The sequence below is a fragment of the Streptomyces sp. NPDC104202 genome (assembly GCF_055584185.1).
On sequence record NZ_JBVJMN010000051.1, the window covers coordinates 25,950 to 40,759 of the forward strand.

Genomic DNA, 14,810 nt, shown 5'->3' on the forward strand with positions numbered 1-14,810 from the left:
GCCCCTTCGTCGTGTCCGTACGGGTCAGGCGGACTTCTCGTGCCTGCCGTCGTTCTTGACGATCCGCGGGACCAGCGTCGGGTTGACGTTGTCGCGGACGACGTCGGCCGTGATGACGACGCGGGCCACGTCCTTGCGGGACGGGACCTCGTACATCACCGACTGGAGGACCTCCTCCATGATGGCGCGCAGACCGCGCGCGCCGGTGCCGCGGAGGATCGCCTGGTCGGCGATGGCCTCCAGGGCCGGGCGGTCGAAGTCCAGCTCCACGCCGTCGAGTTCGAAGAGGCGCTGGTACTGCTTGACGAGCGCGTTGCGCGGCTCGACGAGGATCTGCAGGAGCGCCTCGCGGTCCAGGTTGTGGACCGAGGTGAGGACGGGGAGACGGCCGATGAACTCCGGGATCATCCCGAACTTCACCAGGTCCTCCGGCATGACCTCCTGGAACTGGTCACTCGCCTCGATCTCGCGCTTGGAGCGGATGGTCGCCCCGAAGCCGATGCCCTTGGCACCCGCCCGCGACTCGATGATCTTCTCCAGGCCGGCGAAGGCGCCGCCCACGATGAAGAGCACGTTCGTCGTGTCGATCTGGATGAACTCCTGGTGCGGGTGCTTCCGGCCGCCCTGCGGCGGGACGGAGGCGGTGGTGCCCTCCAGGATCTTCAGCAGGGCCTGCTGCACGCCCTCGCCGGAGACGTCACGCGTGATCGACGGGTTTTCGCTCTTACGGGCGACCTTGTCGATCTCGTCGATGTAGATGATCCCGGTCTCGGCCTTCTTGACGTCGTAGTCGGCCGCCTGGATCAGCTTGAGCAGGATGTTCTCGACGTCCTCGCCGACGTAGCCGGCCTCCGTCAGCGCCGTCGCGTCGGCGATGGCGAACGGGACGTTGAGCATCCGGGCCAGGGTCTGCGCCAGCAGCGTCTTCCCGGAGCCCGTGGGGCCGAGCAGCAGAATGTTGGACTTCGCCAGCTCGATGGCGTCGTCCCGGCCCTGCGCGCCGCCGTTCTCGCCGGCCTGGACGCGCTTGTAGTGGTTGTACACCGCGACCGAGAGGGCCTTCTTCGCGGGCTCCTGCCCGACGACGTACCCCTCGAGGAACTCGTAGATCTCGCGGGGCTTGGGGAGTTCCTCCCACCGCACCTCGCTCGTCTCCGCGAGTTCTTCCTCGATGATCTCGTTGCAGAGGTCGATGCACTCGTCGCAGATGTACACACCGGGTCCCGCGATGAGCTTCTTCACCTGCTTCTGGCTCTTTCCGCAGAACGAGCACTTGAGCAGATCGCCGCCATCACCGATGCGTGCCACGAGGTGCTTCCCCTTCGCCTGGGAGTGCTTGGTTCAGCGACTCCTGGTGCCTCATATTCGACGGTACCTTGCCGGGCCCCTCGTTCGGGCCCCCCTTGGCACGGTTCACATGGTCGCGATTCGGCCACGTGCACCGTGCCAGGGGAAGGTCGGGCGTCAGTGTGCCGCGGAGGCGGTGCTCTTGCGGGTCGAGACGATCTGGTCCACCAGGCCGTACGCGAGGGCGTCCTCGGCGGTCAGGATCTTGTCACGCTCGATGTCGTCGCGGATCTTCTCGATCGGCGTCGAGGAGTGCTTGGCCAGCATCTCCTCCAGCTGGCTGCGCATGCGCAGGATCTCGTTGGCCGCGATCTCCAGGTCGGAGAGCTGCTCACGGCCGGTGCCGCCGGAGGGCTGGTGGATCAGCACACGGGCGTTCGGCAGGGCCATCCGCTTGCCGGGGGTGCCGGCGGCGAGCAGCACGGCCGCGGCGGAGGCCGCCTGGCCCATGCAGACCGTCTGGATGTCGGGCTTCACGAACTGCATCGTGTCGTAGATCGCCGTCAGCGCCGTGAAGGAGCCGCCGGGGCTGTTGATGTAGATCGAGATGTCGCGGTCCGGGTCCATGGACTCCAGGCACAGCAGCTGCGCCATGACGTCGTTGGCCGAGGCGTCGTCGATCTGCACGCCGAGGAAGATCACGCGCTCCTCGAAGAGCTTCGCGTACGGGTCGTACTCGCGGATGCCCTGCGAGGTGCGCTCGACGAAGCGCGGCACGACGTAGCGGTTGTCCATGGGCGCGCCGGTGTAGAGGCCGCTCGCGGAGAGGTTGTTAAGCATCGGGGTGTTCACCGTCCTGGTGGCGTTCGGCGGGGGGCTGGGGCTCGTGGGCGGGCTGCCGGCGCTCAGGCGCCCGTGCCGCCGCCGCCCGGAACACCCGCGGCGTGCGTGATGATGTCGTCGATGAGGCCGTACTCCTTGGCCTCCTCCGCGGTGAACCAGCGGTCGCGGTCGCCGTCGCGGATGATCGCCTCGACGGTCTGGCCGGAGTGGTGCGCGGTGATCTCGGCCATGCGCTTCTTCGTGCGGAGCAGGTACTCGGCCTGGATCTTGATGTCGGAGGCCGTGCCGCCGATGCCGGCGGAGCCCTGGTGCATCAGGATGTCGGTGTTCGGCAGCGCGAAGCGCTTGCCGGGGGTGCCGGCGGTGAGCAGGAACTGGCCCATCGAGGCCGCCATGCCCATACCGATGGTGACGACGTCGTTCGGGATGAACTGCATGGTGTCGTAGACGGCCATGCCGGCCGTCACCGAGCCGCCGGGGCTGTTGATGTAGAGGAAGATGTCCTTCTCCGGCTCGGCGGCCAGGAGGAGCATCTGGGCGGTGATCTTGTTGGCGATCTCGTCGTCGACCTGCTGGCCGAGGAAGACGATGCGCTCACCGAGGAGCCGGTTGTAGACATGGTCGCCGAGGCCGCCACCGATGGACGGCTCACCCGCGGCGTAAGGCTTCAGATTCGTCACGTATCCACCTGCTCGTCTCCGACGGCCCGGGCCGTCTCAGCGTCTCGTTCAGAGGGCACTGCCCTCGTATTCATGGACCCTAACGCGCAGGTAGGACAACGCCATCCCGGTTCCCGAACTGTTCGCTGGGAGCGCAAGGTAGTTGGGGACGTGTAACGGCGCCGCGTACGTCCACGGGCCCGTACGCACAGAGGTGCGTACGGGCCCGTGGAACGGGGTCCGCGTGAGGCGGGGGCCCTTACTTGTCCTCGGAGACCTCGGCCTCGCCGGTGACGGCCTCGACGGCCTCGGCGGCGGTCTCGACCTCGTCCTCGTCGTCGGAGAGGTCGACGACCTCGCCGTTGGTGTCGACGACCTTGGCGGCCTCGACGACGACCGCGAGGGCCTTGCCGCGGGCGACCTCGCCGACGAGCATCGGCACCTGGCCGCCCTCGGCCACGGCCTGGGCGAACTGGTCGGGGCTCATGCCGGAGGAGGCGGCACGGCGGAACAGGTGCTCGGTGAGCTCCTCGCGGGAGACGTCGAGCTTCTCCTTGTTGACGAGCTCGTCCAGGATGAACTGGGTCTTGATGCCCTTCTCGGCCTGCTCCTGGGTCTCGGCCAGGAACTCCTCCTCGGTCTTGCCCTGGATCTCCAGGTACTTCGCGAGGTCGAGGCCCATCTGGCCGAGCTGGTGGTGCTCCAGGTTGTGCTTGCGGGTGTTGATCTCGTCCTCGAGAAGCTTCTCGGGCATCGGGACCTCGACCAGCTTGAGGAGCTCGTCGAGGACGCGCTCCTGGGCCTGGGTGGCCTGGTCGAACTGCTTCATGTTCTCGAGGCGCTTGCGGCTGTCGGCCTTGAGCTCGTCGAGGGTGTCGAACTCCGACGCCAGCTGGGCGAACTCGTCGTCCAGCTCGGGGAGCTCGCGGGCGGCGACGGTGGTGACCTTGACGGTGACCTCCGCGTCCTTGCCCTCGGCGGAGCCGCCCTTCAGCTGCGAGGTGAAGGTGGCCTCGCCACCGGCCTCCAGGCCCTTGACGGCCTCGTCGATGCCGTCGAGCAGCTCGCCGGAACCGATGGTGTACGAGACACCGTCGGCGACACCGTCGGGCAGGACCTCGCCGTCGACCTTGGCCTGCAGGTCGATGGTGACGACGTCGCCGTCCTGGGCGGCGCGCTCGACCGGGGAGGTCGACGCGAAGCGCTCGCGGAGCTGCTCCACGGACTTCTCGACGTCCTCGTCGGTGACCTCGACCGCGTCGACGGTGACCTCGATGCCGGAGTAGTCCGGGATCTCGATCGCCGGGCGGATGTCGACCTCGGCGGTGAAGGCCAGCAGCTCGCCGTCCTTCAGCTCGGTGATGTCGACCTCGGGCTGGCCCAGCGGGTTGACCTCGGCCTCGTTGACGGCCTCGGTGTAGAACTTCGGGAGCGCGTCGTTGACGGCCTCCTCCAGCACGGCGCCGCGGCCGAACCGCTGGTCGATCACGCGAGCCGGGATCTTGCCCTTGCGGAAGCCCTTGACCGTGACCTGCTGGTTGATCTTCTTGTACGCCGCGTCGAGGCTGTCCTTGAGCTCCTCGAAGGGCACCTCGACAGTGAGCCGAACCCGGGTCGGGTTCAGGGTCTCCACGGCGCTCTTCACGGTTCGGTCTCCTTGTGGCTGATTCCTGGATTCCGCCGGGTCCGCGTGTGGCGGCTCCGGCGGCTCGGCCCGGTCAGAAAGACACACGGGCACGCAGCTTGCATAGTAACCGCAAGCGGGATGACGCCCACAACGTGATCAAGAACGTGCGAGGTGGGCGCGTGATCGTCATGGTCGGGGTGGCGGGATTTGAACCCACGGCCTTCCGCTCCCAAAGCGGACGCGCTACCAAGCTGCGCCACACCCCGTCGGTGCGACACGTAGGGTACATGGACGGAGACTGTGCGGCGCCCCCACTTTTCGGGGTGTGCGGAGAACGCCTCGGACCGGCTACCATGCTCCTCGTGCCGCGGTCCCGTGACCTGCGGCGCGACGCTGTGCGGGTGTAGCTCAATGGTAGAGCACTAGTCTTCCAAACTAGCTACGCGGGTTCGATTCCCGTCACCCGCTCTTCGAGAGGAAAACCCCAGGTCACCTGGGGTTTTCTTCGTTTACGGGCCTCCGCGTCCGGCCGGGCGGGCGCACGACGGGCCCCCGCCGGTGCCGGCGGGGGCCCGTCGTGGTCTCGGAAGCCCTCAGAACTTGATGGACGCGACCGTCTGCGTTATCGAGTCCAGGAAGCGCTGGATGTCGTCGGCCATGCCGGTGGAGGCGAGGAAGAAGCCGAAGAGGACGGCGACGACCGCCGGACCGGCCTTGAGGTTCCCCCCGCGGATCAGCACCACCAGGATGATTGCCAACAGCAACACCACAGACAGTGAAATGGCCACAACTGATCACACCCTCGGTCGGTCCCACGTTGCCCACCAGGGAGCCCGTGTCCCGGAACACCCCCCGCTGTCTCCATCGTGCCACCAACCCCCTTGCCCTCGCTGCCGGGTGACCAATCGTCGCGGGGACGGTCATCGCGAAGCGCGAGGATTGCCACACTGGTACGGCCGAGGGTCGGTTGCGTCACTCCGGGGGCCTATGTCCCCTATGTCGACGCCCTGTTGACGGTGGTCCGCGGACGAGTGGGCGTTCAGGCCGGCCGGGAGAGCAGGAGGAGGGCCCGGTCGTCGTTGACGTCCTTGGCGACGGCTTCGATGAGGTGCCAGGCGACGCCCTCGAAGCCCTCGGCGACGCAGCGGTCGGCCTCGCCGGTGAGGCGGTCGATGCCCTCGGCGATGTCCCGGTCGGCGGCCTCGACGAGGCCGTCGGTGAAGAGCATGAGGACGTCGCCGGGGCGCAGGGAGCCCTTGACGGGGTGGAACTCGGCGCCGTCGTAGACGCCGAGGAGCGGCCCGTCGGCGGCCTTCTCCTCCCAGCGGCCGCTGCCCGCGTGCAGCTGGAGGGCGGGGAGGTGGCCGGCGGAGAAGAGCTCGTAGTCGCCGGACTCCAGGTCCAGGACGAGGTGGATGGAGGTGGCGAAGCCCTCGTCCCAGTTCTGGCGGAGCAGGTAGCCGTTGGCGGCGGGGAGGAAGCCGTGCGGCGGGAGGGAGCCGAGGAGGCCGCCGAAGGCGCCGGAGAGCAGCAGGGAGCGGGAGGCGGCGTCCATGCCCTTGCCGGAGACGTCGGTGAGGACGACCTCCAGGGTCCGGCCGCCGTGGGTGCGGGCGGCGACGACGAAGTCGCCGGAGAAGGACTGGCCGCCGGCCGGGCGGAGCGCCATCTCGCGGTGCCAGCCCTGCGGCAGGCGCGGCAGTGCGCTCTGGACGCGGATGCGCTCGCGCAGGTCGAAGAGCATGGTGCCGCCGCGCCGCCAGGGCACCCCGACGCGGGCCCTGAACTGGGCGATGAGCAGGCCGAAGAGACCGCAGGCGGCGACGACCAGGACGGTGCCCGGGGTGACCCGGGCGGGGCCCTGGGTGTACGGGCCGAGGACGACGGACTCGACGATCAGGGCGCCGGCGGCGGTGGCGTACAGACCGAGGAGGCTGGCGGGGCGGAGCAGCAGCCCGCCGGCCACGATCGGCAGGACGAGCGCGGCCGGCGCGCACCAGATGGGGTCGAGGGTCGTGCAGTAGGCGATGACCGGGATCGTCAGGAGGAGCCCGGCGAGGGCCAGCCGGTCGGAACCGTCCCCGCGGAAGTAGTCGACACCCGTTCTGCGCAGCGCGACGCGGGCCCGGCGGGCGCGCCTGCGCATCCGGGCCGCGTACGTGTTCACTCCCGCGCGGTGTCCCATTGGCCTGGACCCTATCCACACGGTCCGACATCGCGCAGGGGTACCCCGGTGACAAGGTGCGTGAAATCGGGTCGCCCCGGGCGGACGCCGCTGGTATCGATGGCATATGACGACTGAACTGCGGGTGCTGGAGCCGGACGAGTGGGACCGCTGGTGGGAGGTCCTGGAGCTGGCGTTCGGGGGGGTACCCGAGGCGCCGGAGCAGCGGCGGCTGTGGCGCGACCTGACCGAGTTCGACCGGTTCCTCGGGGTCTGGGACGGCGACCGGTGCGTGGGGACCGCGGGCGCCTTCTCGTTCCGGGTCACGGTGCCGGGCGGGGCGTCGGTGCGGGCCGGCGGGGTGACGATGGTGAGCGTGGCGGGGACGCACCGGCGGCGCGGGATCCTGACCTCGATGATGCGGCGGCAGCTGGACGACCTGCGGGCGGCGGGCGAGCCGCTCGCGGTGCTGACGGCCTCGGAGCCGGAGATCTACGGGCGGTTCGGCTACGGCGTCGGCGCCTACGCGCTGCGGGCGTCGATCGAGACGACCCGGGTGCGGCTCTCGGTTCCGGAGGGCGCGGACGGGGTCACGCTGCGACTGGCGGGTCTGGAGGACTCCTCGCCGGCGTGCGAGGAGGTGTACGCGCGTCTCGTGCCGTCGCGGCCGGGGATGATCGCGCGGCTGCCGCACTGGGAGCGGGAGCCGCTGCTCGATCCGCCCGGGGACCGGGAGGGCGCCTCGCCGAAGCTCTGCGTGCTGGCGGAGCGGGACGGGGAGGTCGTGGGGTTCGCCCAGTACGCGATCAAGCCGGACTGGTCGTTCGCGGGGGCCGACGGCACGGTGATCGTGCACCGGCTGATGGCGCTCGACCCGGCCGCCGAGGGCGCGCTGTGGCGGTACCTGTGCTCGGTGGACCTCACGGCGCGGGTGCGGGTCCACGGCCGGCCGGTGGACGACGGCTGGCAGCACCTGGTGAGCGACCTCCGGCGCTGTCAGCCGACGCTGCGGGACGCGCTGCACGTGCGGCTCGTCGAGGTGGGCGCGGCGCTGGAGGGGCGGACCTACCAGGCGCCGGTGGACCTGGTGTTCGCGGTGGAGGACGCGTTCTGTCCGTGGAACGAGGGGCGCTGGCGGCTGACCGGGGACGCCAAGGGCGCCGTGTGCGTCCGCACCTCCGATCCGGCGGATCTCGCCCTGACGGTGCGCGAGTTGGGCGCGGCCTATCTGGGCGGCACGTCCCTGGCGTCGCTGGCCTCGGCCGGCCGGGTGCGGGAGCTGCGCGAGGGTGCGCTGGTGGAGGCGTCGGTGGCCTTCGGGTCGCCGGTGGCCCCGTGGCTGCCGCACGGGTTCTAGCCGCGCGGGTTCTCGCCGGGTGGGTTCCCGCCGGGCGGTCCGGGCGCGGTCAGCGCCGCTGGCAGGCGGGGCACCAGAAGAGGTTGCGGGCGGCGAGGTCGGCGGTGCGGATGCCGGTGGCGCAGACGAGGCAGGGCTGGTTCGCGCGGCGGTAGACGTAGACCTCGCCGCCGTGGTCGTCGACGCGGGGCGGGCGGCCCATGGCCTCGGGGGTGTGCTCGGGACGGACCGTGTCGATGCGGTTGAGCCGGACGCCTTCGCGCATCAGCGCGGCGAGGTCGGTCCAGATCGCGTCCCACTCCCCCGGCGTGAGGTCGCGGCCGGCGCGGTAGGGGTCGATGCCGTGCCGGAAGAGGACCTCGGCGCGGTAGACGTTGCCGACGCCGGCGATGACCTTCTGGTCCATCAGGAGGGCGGCGATGGTCGTCCGGGACTTCGCGACGCGGCGCCAGGCGCGGGCGGGGTCGTCGCCCTCGCGGAGCGGGTCGGGGCCGAGGCGGTCGTGTATCGCCTGCTTCTCGGCGTCCGTGAGGGAGGCGCAGGTGGTGGGGCCGCGGAGGTCGACGTAGGCGTCCTCGGCGGCGAGCCGGAGCCGGACGGTGTCGGCGGGCGGCGGGGCGGGGGCGTCGCCGAAGGCGACCTTGCCGAAGAGGCCGAGGTGGATGTGGATCCAGCCGCGCTCCCCGAAGCCGAGGAAGAGGTGCTTGCCGTGCGCCTCGGTGGTCTCCAGGACGGCGCCGTCGAGCAGGGCCGCGGAGGCGGCGAACCGGCCCTGGGGGCTGGAGACGCGCACGGACCGGCCGCCGAACCGTTCCCGGTGGTCGGCGGCCAGTCGGTGGATGGTGTGCCCCTCGGGCATCAGGCCGTGGGCTCCTGCGGGTGGTGGGCCGGGATCGGGGGAAGCTCGCCGGTGGTCTCGTACGCGGTGAGCATGTCGATCCGGCGGGTGTGACGCTCGTCACCGGAGTACGGGGTGGAGAGGAAGATCTCGACGAACTTCGTCGCCTCCTCCTGCGTGTGCATCCGGCCGCCGACGGAGATGACGTTGGCGTTGTTGTGCTCGCGGCCGAGGGCGGCGGTCTGCTCGCTCCAGGCGAGGGCGGCGCGCACCCCCTTCACCTTGTTCGCGGCGATCTGCTCGCCGTTGCCGGAGCCGCCGATGACGATGCCCAGGGCGTCCGGGTCCGCGGCCGTCTTCTCGGCGGCACGCAGGCAGAACGGCGGGTAGTCGTCGAGGGCGTCGTAGATGTGCGGACCGCAGTCGACGGGCTCGTGGCCGTGTGCGGTGAGCCACTCGACGAGGTGGTTCTTTAGTTCAAAGCCGGCGTGGTCGGAACCGATATAGACGCGCATGATGCCGAGTGTGGCACGTCAGGGCCCGGGTAGCAGGCATCGGGGTCGGGACCTTCGCCCGGCCTGGTACGGACCTTCGACTCTCGCGAGGTCGCCCGTACAACGATCCGGAATGAGGGCTTCCGATCACCCCCGCCCACAGTGTTCAATGCTCGGGCTCGCGACCCGAGCAGCCCCCACACACAAGGAAGCGTCGATGAACACGCAACCGACCCTGACGAAGGACGGCCAGGAGACCGGCACCCCCGGAACCCCGCAGTCCTCCGACGGCCTCAAGGCCGGACTCAAGAACCGCCACCTGTCGATGATCGCCATCGGCGGGGTCATCGGCGCCGGCCTCTTCGTCGGCTCCGGCTCCGGCATCGCCGCGGCCGGCCCCGCGATCCTGCTGTCGTACGCGCTCGTCGGCGCGATGGTCGTCTTCGTGATGCGGATGCTGGGCGAGATGGCCGCCGCACGGCCGTCCTCCGGATCCTTCTCCGCCTACGCGGACCAGGCGCTCGGCCGCTGGGCCGGCTTCAGCATCGGCTGGCTGTACTGGTTCTTCTGGGTGGTCGTCCTCGCCGTCGAGGCGACCGCGGGCGCCAAGATCCTGGAGAGCTGGATCCCGGCCGTCCCGCAGTGGGGCTGGGCCCTCATCGTGATGGTCGTCCTCACCGCCACCAACCTCGGCTCGGTCGCCTCCTACGGCGAGTTCGAGTTCTGGTTCGCCGGCATCAAGGTCGTCGCCATCGGCGCCTTCGTCGTCATCGGCATGCTCGCGGTCTTCGGCGTGCTGCCGGGCTCGGACAACCCGGGCGCGGGATTCGCCCACCTCACCGACAGCGGGGGCTTCTTCCCGATGGGCGCGGGCGCGATCCTCACCGGTGTGCTGATGGTCGTCTTCTCCTTCATGGGCAGCGAGATCGTCACGCTGGCCGCCGGTGAGTCCGAGAACCCGCAGAAGGCCGTCACCAAGGCCACCAACAGCGTGATCTGGCGGATCGGCGTCTTCTACCTGGGCTCGATCTTCGTCGTCCTCACGCTGCTGCCGTGGAACGACGCGTCGATCGTCGAGAAGGGCTCGTACGTCGCCGCCCTCGACTCCATCGGCATCGCGCACGCCGGCCAGATCATGAACGTGATCGTCCTGACGGCCGTCCTGTCCTGCCTGAACTCGGGCCTCTACACCGCCTCGCGCATGGCCTTCTCCCTCGGCCGGCGCGGTGACGCGCCGAAGGCCTTCGCCCGGGTCAACAAGCGGGGCGTGCCGACGGCGGCGATCCTCGGCTCGGTCGTCTTCGGCTTCGTCGCGGTCTTCTTCAACTACAAGTGGCCGGACACCGTCTTCGCCTTCCTGCTCAACTCCTCCGGCGCGGTGGCGCTCTTCGTCTGGCTGGTCATCTGCGTGACCCAGCTGCGCATGCGCGGCATCATCCTGCGCGAGTCGCCGGAGAAGCTCGTCGTGCGGATGTGGCTCTTCCCCTACCTGACCTGGGCGACGATCGGCATGATCGCCTTCGTCCTCGGCTACATGATCTACGACGGCGGCAGCGCCCGTGAGCAGGTCGTGCTCTCGCTGCTGGTGGCCGCGCTCGTGATCGCCGTGTCGCTGGTCAAGGAGCGCGTCGCGAAGTCCCGGGCGTCCCTGACCGAGTAGGACCGCGGAGCACCGCGTACGAGGAGGGCCCGCCGTTCCCCGGGGAACGGCGGGCCCTCCTCGTACGCGCGGGGCTCAGCCCTTGCGGCCGGCCAGCTTCCAGGCGGCCGGGAGGGCGCCCATGGCGAGCGCGGCCTTCAGGGCGTCGCCGATGAGGAACGGGGTGAGACCGGCGGCGACCGCCTGGCCGAAGGTCATGCCGGTGGCGAGGGCCAGGTAGGGCACGCCGACCGCGTAGATGATCGCGGAGCCGAGGACCATGGCGCCGGCCGTGCGCGGGACCGAGCGGTCCGCGCCGCGGCGGGCGAGCGCGCCGACGACGGTCGAGGCGAGGAGCATGCCGAGGATGTAGCCGAAGGACGGCATCCCGTAGCCCGAGGTGGCCTGCGCGAACCACGGCACGCCCGCCATGCCCGCCACGGCGTACAGCGCGAGGGCGAGGAAGCCCCGGCGGGCGCCGAGCGCGGTGCCGACGAGGAGGGCGGCGAAGGTCTGGCCGGAGACGGGGACCGGGGAGCCGGGGACCGGGACGGAGATCTGCGCGGCGAGGCCGGTGAGGGCGGCGCCGCCGACGACCAGGGCGATGTCGCGGGCGCGGCTCGCCGGGATGAGGTCGGCGAGGACGATGCCCGTACGGAGGGAACGGGCGGGGGCGGCGGCGGTGCTCATCGGTACTCCGCGGGGTGAGGGTGGGAGGGACAGGTCGACCGTATGCCAGCGGTGAGCGCTCGATCACCGTCAGCCGCCGACAAAGGCTGAGCGGACCGCTTCATGGAGTTCCGACAAAGGACGGCTTTACCCTCGTGCGCCACGTGACCCTCGTCACTGGCCCATCAGGAGGAGACGCCCCTTTTGCGTCAAGGGGACGTCAGCGGAGAGACTGTGGGGTCTCCATAAAGTGTCACCTCTCCGAGAGCGCGAGCCCCCACCATGCGCGACGCCCCGCCGTCCCCGTCCCTCACCGAACCGGAGCCCCTCTCCCACGGCCTGAAGCAGCGTCACCTGACGATGCTGGGGCTGGGCGGGGTGATCGGCGCCGGGCTCTTCGTCGGTTCGGGCGCGGGCATCGCCGTCGCCGGTCCCGGCATCGTGGTCTCGTACCTGATCGCGGGCGCGCTGGCGATGCTCGTCATGCGGATGCTGGGCGAGATGTCCGCGGCGATGCCCGCCTCGGGCGCCTTCTCGGTGCACGCGGAGCGGGCGCTCGGCCGGTGGGCCGGCTTCTCGGTGGGCTGGCTGTACTGGTTCCTGCTGGTGGTGGTGCTCGCCGTGGAGGCGACCGGCGCGGCGCGGATCGCGCACGGCTGGGTGCCGGGGGTCCCGCAGTGGGGCTGGGTGCTGGTCTTCATGGTCGTGTTCACCCTCGCCAACCTGGCGGCGGTGAAGAACTTCGGCGAGTTCGAGTTCTGGTTCGCGGCCCTGAAGGTCGGCGCGATCGTGCTCTTCCTCGTCCTCGGCGTGCTCGCGATCGCCGGGTGGCTGCCCGACACGGACCCGGTGGGCCTGGCGAACCTGACCGGGCAGGGCGGCTTCCTGCCGAACGGCTGGGCCGGGGTGGTCTCCGGGGTGCTGGCGGTCGTCTTCGCCTTCGGCGGCCTGGAGGTCGTCACGATCGCGGCGGCCGAGTCCGACGACCCGGCGCGGAACGTGGCGCGCGCGGTGCGCAGCGCGGTCTGGCGGATCCTGCTCTTCTACGTGGGCTCGATGCTGGTCATCGTGACACTGCTGCCGTGGACCGCGATGAAGCCCGGGGAGTCGCCGTACGTGGCGGTCCTGGACGCGATCGGGGTGCCGGGGGCCGGCCAGATCATGAACGTCGTGGTGTTCGTGGCGCTGCTCTCGGCGCTCAACGCGAACCTGTACGGCTCCTCGCGGATGGTGTTCTCGCTCGCGGAGCGCGGGGAGGCGCCGAAGGGGCTGCTGCGGATCTCCGGCGGCGGGGTGCCGCGCCGGGCGGTGCTGGCGTCGGTGGCGTTCGGCTTCGTGTCGGTGCTGCTCAATCTGAAGTGGCCGGATTCCGTCTTCCTGTACATGCTGAACGCGGTCGGGGCGGTGCTGCTCTTCGTCTGGGCCCTGATCGCGGTCTCGCAGCTGCGGCTGCGTCGCCGGATCGAGCGGGAGGCGCCCGAGACGCTGACGCTGCGGATGTGGGGCTTCCCGTGGCTGACGTGGGTGGCGCTGGCCGCGATGGGGGCGGTGCTCGTCCTGATGCTGTGCGACGACGGGGCGCGGCCGCAGGTGCTGTGGTCGGCGGCGGCGACCGGCGCGGTCCTGCTGGTCGCGGGGGTGCGGGAGCTGCGCACGAAGCGGGCTTGAGCCTTCACTTTGTGTGAAGGTCGTGCCCGTATAGCGGACGCGTGTTCCCTCTGAGCGGTGCACGCACCCAGACTGTGGCGCGTTCCCCCGTCTCAGCCAGTGAACAGGGCGGCCCATGTCCCGGACCACCGCGCCCGCGTCCGTCGACCGCGAGGACGACGCCGCGACCCCCGCCGAGGGGCTCTCCCACGGCCTCAAGCAGCGCCACCTCTCGATGATCGCCCTCGGCGGCGTCATCGGCGCCGGACTCTTCGTGGGCTCCGGCGCCGGCATCGCCGCCGCCGGTCCGTCGATCGTGATCGCCTATGCCCTCTCCGGCGTCCTCGTGATGCTCGTGATGCGGATGCTGGGCGAGATGTCGGCGGCGAACCCGGCCTCCGGCTCCTTCTCCGTCCACGCCGAGCGCGCCTTCGGCTCGTGGGCCGGCTTCACCTCGGGGTGGGCCTTCTGGTTCCTGCTCTGCGTCGCCGTCGGCCTGGAGGGCATCGGCGCCGCGAAGATCATGACCGGCTGGTTCCCGGGCAGCCCGGAGTGGGCGTGGGTCGCGCTCTTCATGGTGGTGTTCTGCGCGACCAACCTGGCGGCCGTGAAGAACTTCGGCGAGTTCGAGTTCTGGTTCGCCGCGCTCAAGGTCGGCGCGATCGTCCTCTTCCTCGGCATCGGCGTCCTGGCGATCGCCGGCGCCCTGCCGGGCACGGACGCGCCGGGCACCGCCAACCTCACCGGCGACGGCGGCTTCTTCCCGCACGGCTCGGAGGGGCTGATCGTGGGCCTGCTCGCCTCGGTCTTCGCCTACGGCGGCCTGGAGACGGTGACCATCGCGGCCGCCGAGTCCGAGCACCCGGTGCAGGGCGTCGCCAAGGCCGTCCGGACGGCGATGTGGCGGATCGCGCTCTTCTACGTCGGCTCGATGGCGGTCATCGTGACCCTCGTCCCGTGGGGCGACGCGGCGGTCGTGGAGAAGGGTCCGTACGTCGCCACCCTGGACCACCTGGGCATCCCGGCGGCCGGCCAGATCATGAACGTCGTCGTGCTGGTCGCCCTGCTCTCGGCGATGAACGCCAACATCTACGGCGCCTCCCGCATGGCCGGCTCGCTCGTCGCCCGCGGCCAGGGCCCGAAGGCGCTGGGCCGCCTGTCCGGCGGCGTGCCGCGCGCGGCCGTGCTGGTCTCCTCCGTCTTCGGCTTCGGCTGCGTGCTGCTGAGCTACTGGCGGCCGGACGACATCTTCATCTGGCTGCTCAACACGATCGGCGCGATCATCCTGGTCGTCTGGTTCTTCATCGCCGCCTCGCAGCTGGTGCTGCGCCGCCGCACCGAGCGCGAGGCCCCGGAACGCCTGGTCGTGCGCATGTGGGCCTTCCCCGTGCTGACCTGGGTGGCGCTGGCCGGCATGGCGACGATCTTCGTCCTGATGGCCCGTGAGGAGGGCACGCGCGTCCAGCTGTACTGGACGGGTGGTCTGACGCTGCTGCTCGCCGCGGTCGGCCTGGTCCGCCAGAGGGCGGCGGCCCGCCGGACGGTCTGACCCCGCCCCCCGGCTCCCGCGAAGCCCCCGGACCCCC

Annotated in this window: 13 protein-coding genes and 2 tRNA genes; 5 read left to right on the top strand and 10 right to left on the bottom strand. The window is 70.6% G+C overall.

The genetic code is table 11. The features are described 5' to 3' along the window. Positions 1 to 24: 24 nt before the first annotated feature. The 5 genes from clpX to ACZ60W_RS27635 all read right to left on the bottom strand — a co-directional run bounded on the left by clpX (position 25) and on the right by ACZ60W_RS27635 (position 4,682). Positions 25 to 1,308 carry an ATP-dependent Clp protease ATP-binding subunit ClpX gene (clpX, locus tag ACZ60W_RS27615; protein WP_030210686.1) on the bottom strand — a complete coding sequence of 428 codons (1,284 nt, stop codon included), beginning with the start codon at positions 1,306 to 1,308 and terminating at the stop codon, positions 25 to 27. Positions 1,309 to 1,464: 156 nt separating this feature from the next. Then, complete coding sequence (locus ACZ60W_RS27620; protein WP_362572546.1) at positions 1,465 to 2,127, bottom strand: ATP-dependent Clp protease proteolytic subunit; 663 nt, start codon at positions 2,125 to 2,127, stop codon at positions 1,465 to 1,467. Positions 2,128 to 2,192: 65 nt separating this feature from the next. Beyond that, a complete protein-coding gene (locus ACZ60W_RS27625; RefSeq protein WP_352017586.1) occupies positions 2,193 to 2,810 on the bottom strand; it encodes an ATP-dependent Clp protease proteolytic subunit in 618 nt (205 codons plus the stop codon). A gap of 238 nt (positions 2,811 to 3,048) precedes the next feature. Then, entirely contained in the window at positions 3,049 to 4,434 is a 1,386-nt protein-coding gene (gene tig, locus ACZ60W_RS27630) for a trigger factor (protein ID WP_469758082.1), read from the bottom strand. A gap of 171 nt (positions 4,435 to 4,605) precedes the next feature. After that, positions 4,606 to 4,682, bottom strand: a tRNA-Pro gene (locus tag ACZ60W_RS27635). A gap of 131 nt (positions 4,683 to 4,813) precedes the next feature. Between ACZ60W_RS27635 and ACZ60W_RS27640 the strand changes: the two genes are divergently transcribed. Beyond that, positions 4,814 to 4,884: transfer RNA gene (locus ACZ60W_RS27640), tRNA-Gly, on the top strand. A 125-nt stretch (positions 4,885 to 5,009) separates the two neighbouring features. Here ACZ60W_RS27640 and ACZ60W_RS27645 read toward each other — a convergent pair. Both ACZ60W_RS27645 and ACZ60W_RS27650 read right to left on the bottom strand, forming a co-directional pair. Beyond that, the gene (locus ACZ60W_RS27645; protein ID WP_056558898.1) at positions 5,010 to 5,204 is read right to left on the bottom strand and encodes a hypothetical protein; all 195 of its coding nucleotides are present in this window, start codon (positions 5,202 to 5,204) and stop codon (positions 5,010 to 5,012) included. Between the two features lie 251 nt (positions 5,205 to 5,455). Continuing rightward, a complete protein-coding gene (locus ACZ60W_RS27650) occupies positions 5,456 to 6,601 on the bottom strand; it encodes a PP2C family protein-serine/threonine phosphatase (RefSeq protein WP_469758083.1) in 1,146 nt (381 codons plus the stop codon). A gap of 106 nt (positions 6,602 to 6,707) precedes the next feature. On the opposite strand from ACZ60W_RS27650, the gene ACZ60W_RS27655 reads away from it, so the two are divergent. After that, positions 6,708 to 7,937: a GNAT family N-acetyltransferase gene (locus ACZ60W_RS27655; protein ID WP_469758084.1), complete on the top strand. Its 1,230-nt coding sequence runs from the start codon at positions 6,708 to 6,710 to the stop codon at positions 7,935 to 7,937. Between the two features lie 49 nt (positions 7,938 to 7,986). Here the strand turns inward: ACZ60W_RS27655 and ACZ60W_RS27660 are convergent, their stop codons facing one another. Further along, complete coding sequence (locus tag ACZ60W_RS27660; protein ID WP_469758085.1) at positions 7,987 to 8,796, bottom strand: Fpg/Nei family DNA glycosylase; 810 nt, start codon at positions 8,794 to 8,796, stop codon at positions 7,987 to 7,989. Beyond that, on the bottom strand, positions 8,796 to 9,290 hold the full coding sequence (locus tag ACZ60W_RS27665) for a ribose-5-phosphate isomerase (RefSeq protein WP_469758086.1): 495 nt from the start codon (positions 9,288 to 9,290) through the stop codon (positions 8,796 to 8,798). The genes ACZ60W_RS27660 and ACZ60W_RS27665 overlap by 1 nt, the downstream gene beginning before the upstream one ends. A gap of 196 nt (positions 9,291 to 9,486) precedes the next feature. Here ACZ60W_RS27665 and ACZ60W_RS27670 point away from each other — a divergent pair, with 196 nt between their 5' ends. After that, positions 9,487 to 10,929, top strand: a complete 1,443-nt coding sequence (locus ACZ60W_RS27670; RefSeq protein WP_469758087.1) for an amino acid permease — start codon at positions 9,487 to 9,489, stop codon at positions 10,927 to 10,929. Positions 10,930 to 11,004: 75 nt separating this feature from the next. Here the strand turns inward: ACZ60W_RS27670 and ACZ60W_RS27675 are convergent, their stop codons facing one another. Then, positions 11,005 to 11,598 carry a biotin transporter BioY gene (locus tag ACZ60W_RS27675; protein WP_469758088.1) on the bottom strand — a complete coding sequence of 198 codons (594 nt, stop codon included), beginning with the start codon at positions 11,596 to 11,598 and terminating at the stop codon, positions 11,005 to 11,007. A 261-nt stretch (positions 11,599 to 11,859) separates the two neighbouring features. Here ACZ60W_RS27675 and ACZ60W_RS27680 point away from each other — a divergent pair, with 261 nt between their 5' ends. After that, entirely contained in the window at positions 11,860 to 13,245 is a 1,386-nt protein-coding gene (locus tag ACZ60W_RS27680; protein ID WP_469758089.1) for an amino acid permease, read from the top strand. A gap of 115 nt (positions 13,246 to 13,360) precedes the next feature. Then, positions 13,361 to 14,773 (top strand): amino acid permease, encoded by a 1,413-nt coding sequence (locus tag ACZ60W_RS27685; protein ID WP_469758090.1) that lies wholly within the window; start codon positions 13,361 to 13,363, stop codon positions 14,771 to 14,773. Positions 14,774 to 14,810 lie beyond the last annotated feature (37 nt).

Excerpts from the sequence above, each read along its gene's own strand:
- ACZ60W_RS27650 (WP_469758083.1), bottom strand. The coding sequence starts at position 6,601 with ATGGGACACCGCGCGGGAGTGAACACGTACGCGGCCCGGATGCGCAGG.
- ACZ60W_RS27675 (WP_469758088.1), bottom strand. The coding sequence starts at position 11,598 with ATGAGCACCGCCGCCGCCCCCGCCCGTTCCCTCCGTACGGGCATCGTC.
- ACZ60W_RS27655 (WP_469758084.1), top strand. The coding sequence starts at position 6,708 with ATGACGACTGAACTGCGGGTGCTGGAGCCGGACGAGTGGGACCGCTGG.
- ACZ60W_RS27620 (WP_362572546.1), bottom strand. The coding sequence starts at position 2,127 with ATGCTTAACAACCTCTCCGCGAGCGGCCTCTACACCGGCGCGCCCATG.
- ACZ60W_RS27670 (WP_469758087.1), top strand. The coding sequence starts at position 9,487 with ATGAACACGCAACCGACCCTGACGAAGGACGGCCAGGAGACCGGCACC.
- ACZ60W_RS27685 (WP_469758090.1), top strand. The coding sequence starts at position 13,361 with ATGTCCCGGACCACCGCGCCCGCGTCCGTCGACCGCGAGGACGACGCC.
- ACZ60W_RS27660 (WP_469758085.1), bottom strand. The coding sequence starts at position 8,796 with ATGCCCGAGGGGCACACCATCCACCGACTGGCCGCCGACCACCGGGAA.
- ACZ60W_RS27665 (WP_469758086.1), bottom strand. The coding sequence starts at position 9,290 with ATGCGCGTCTATATCGGTTCCGACCACGCCGGCTTTGAACTAAAGAAC.
- ACZ60W_RS27680 (WP_469758089.1), top strand. The coding sequence starts at position 11,860 with ATGCGCGACGCCCCGCCGTCCCCGTCCCTCACCGAACCGGAGCCCCTC.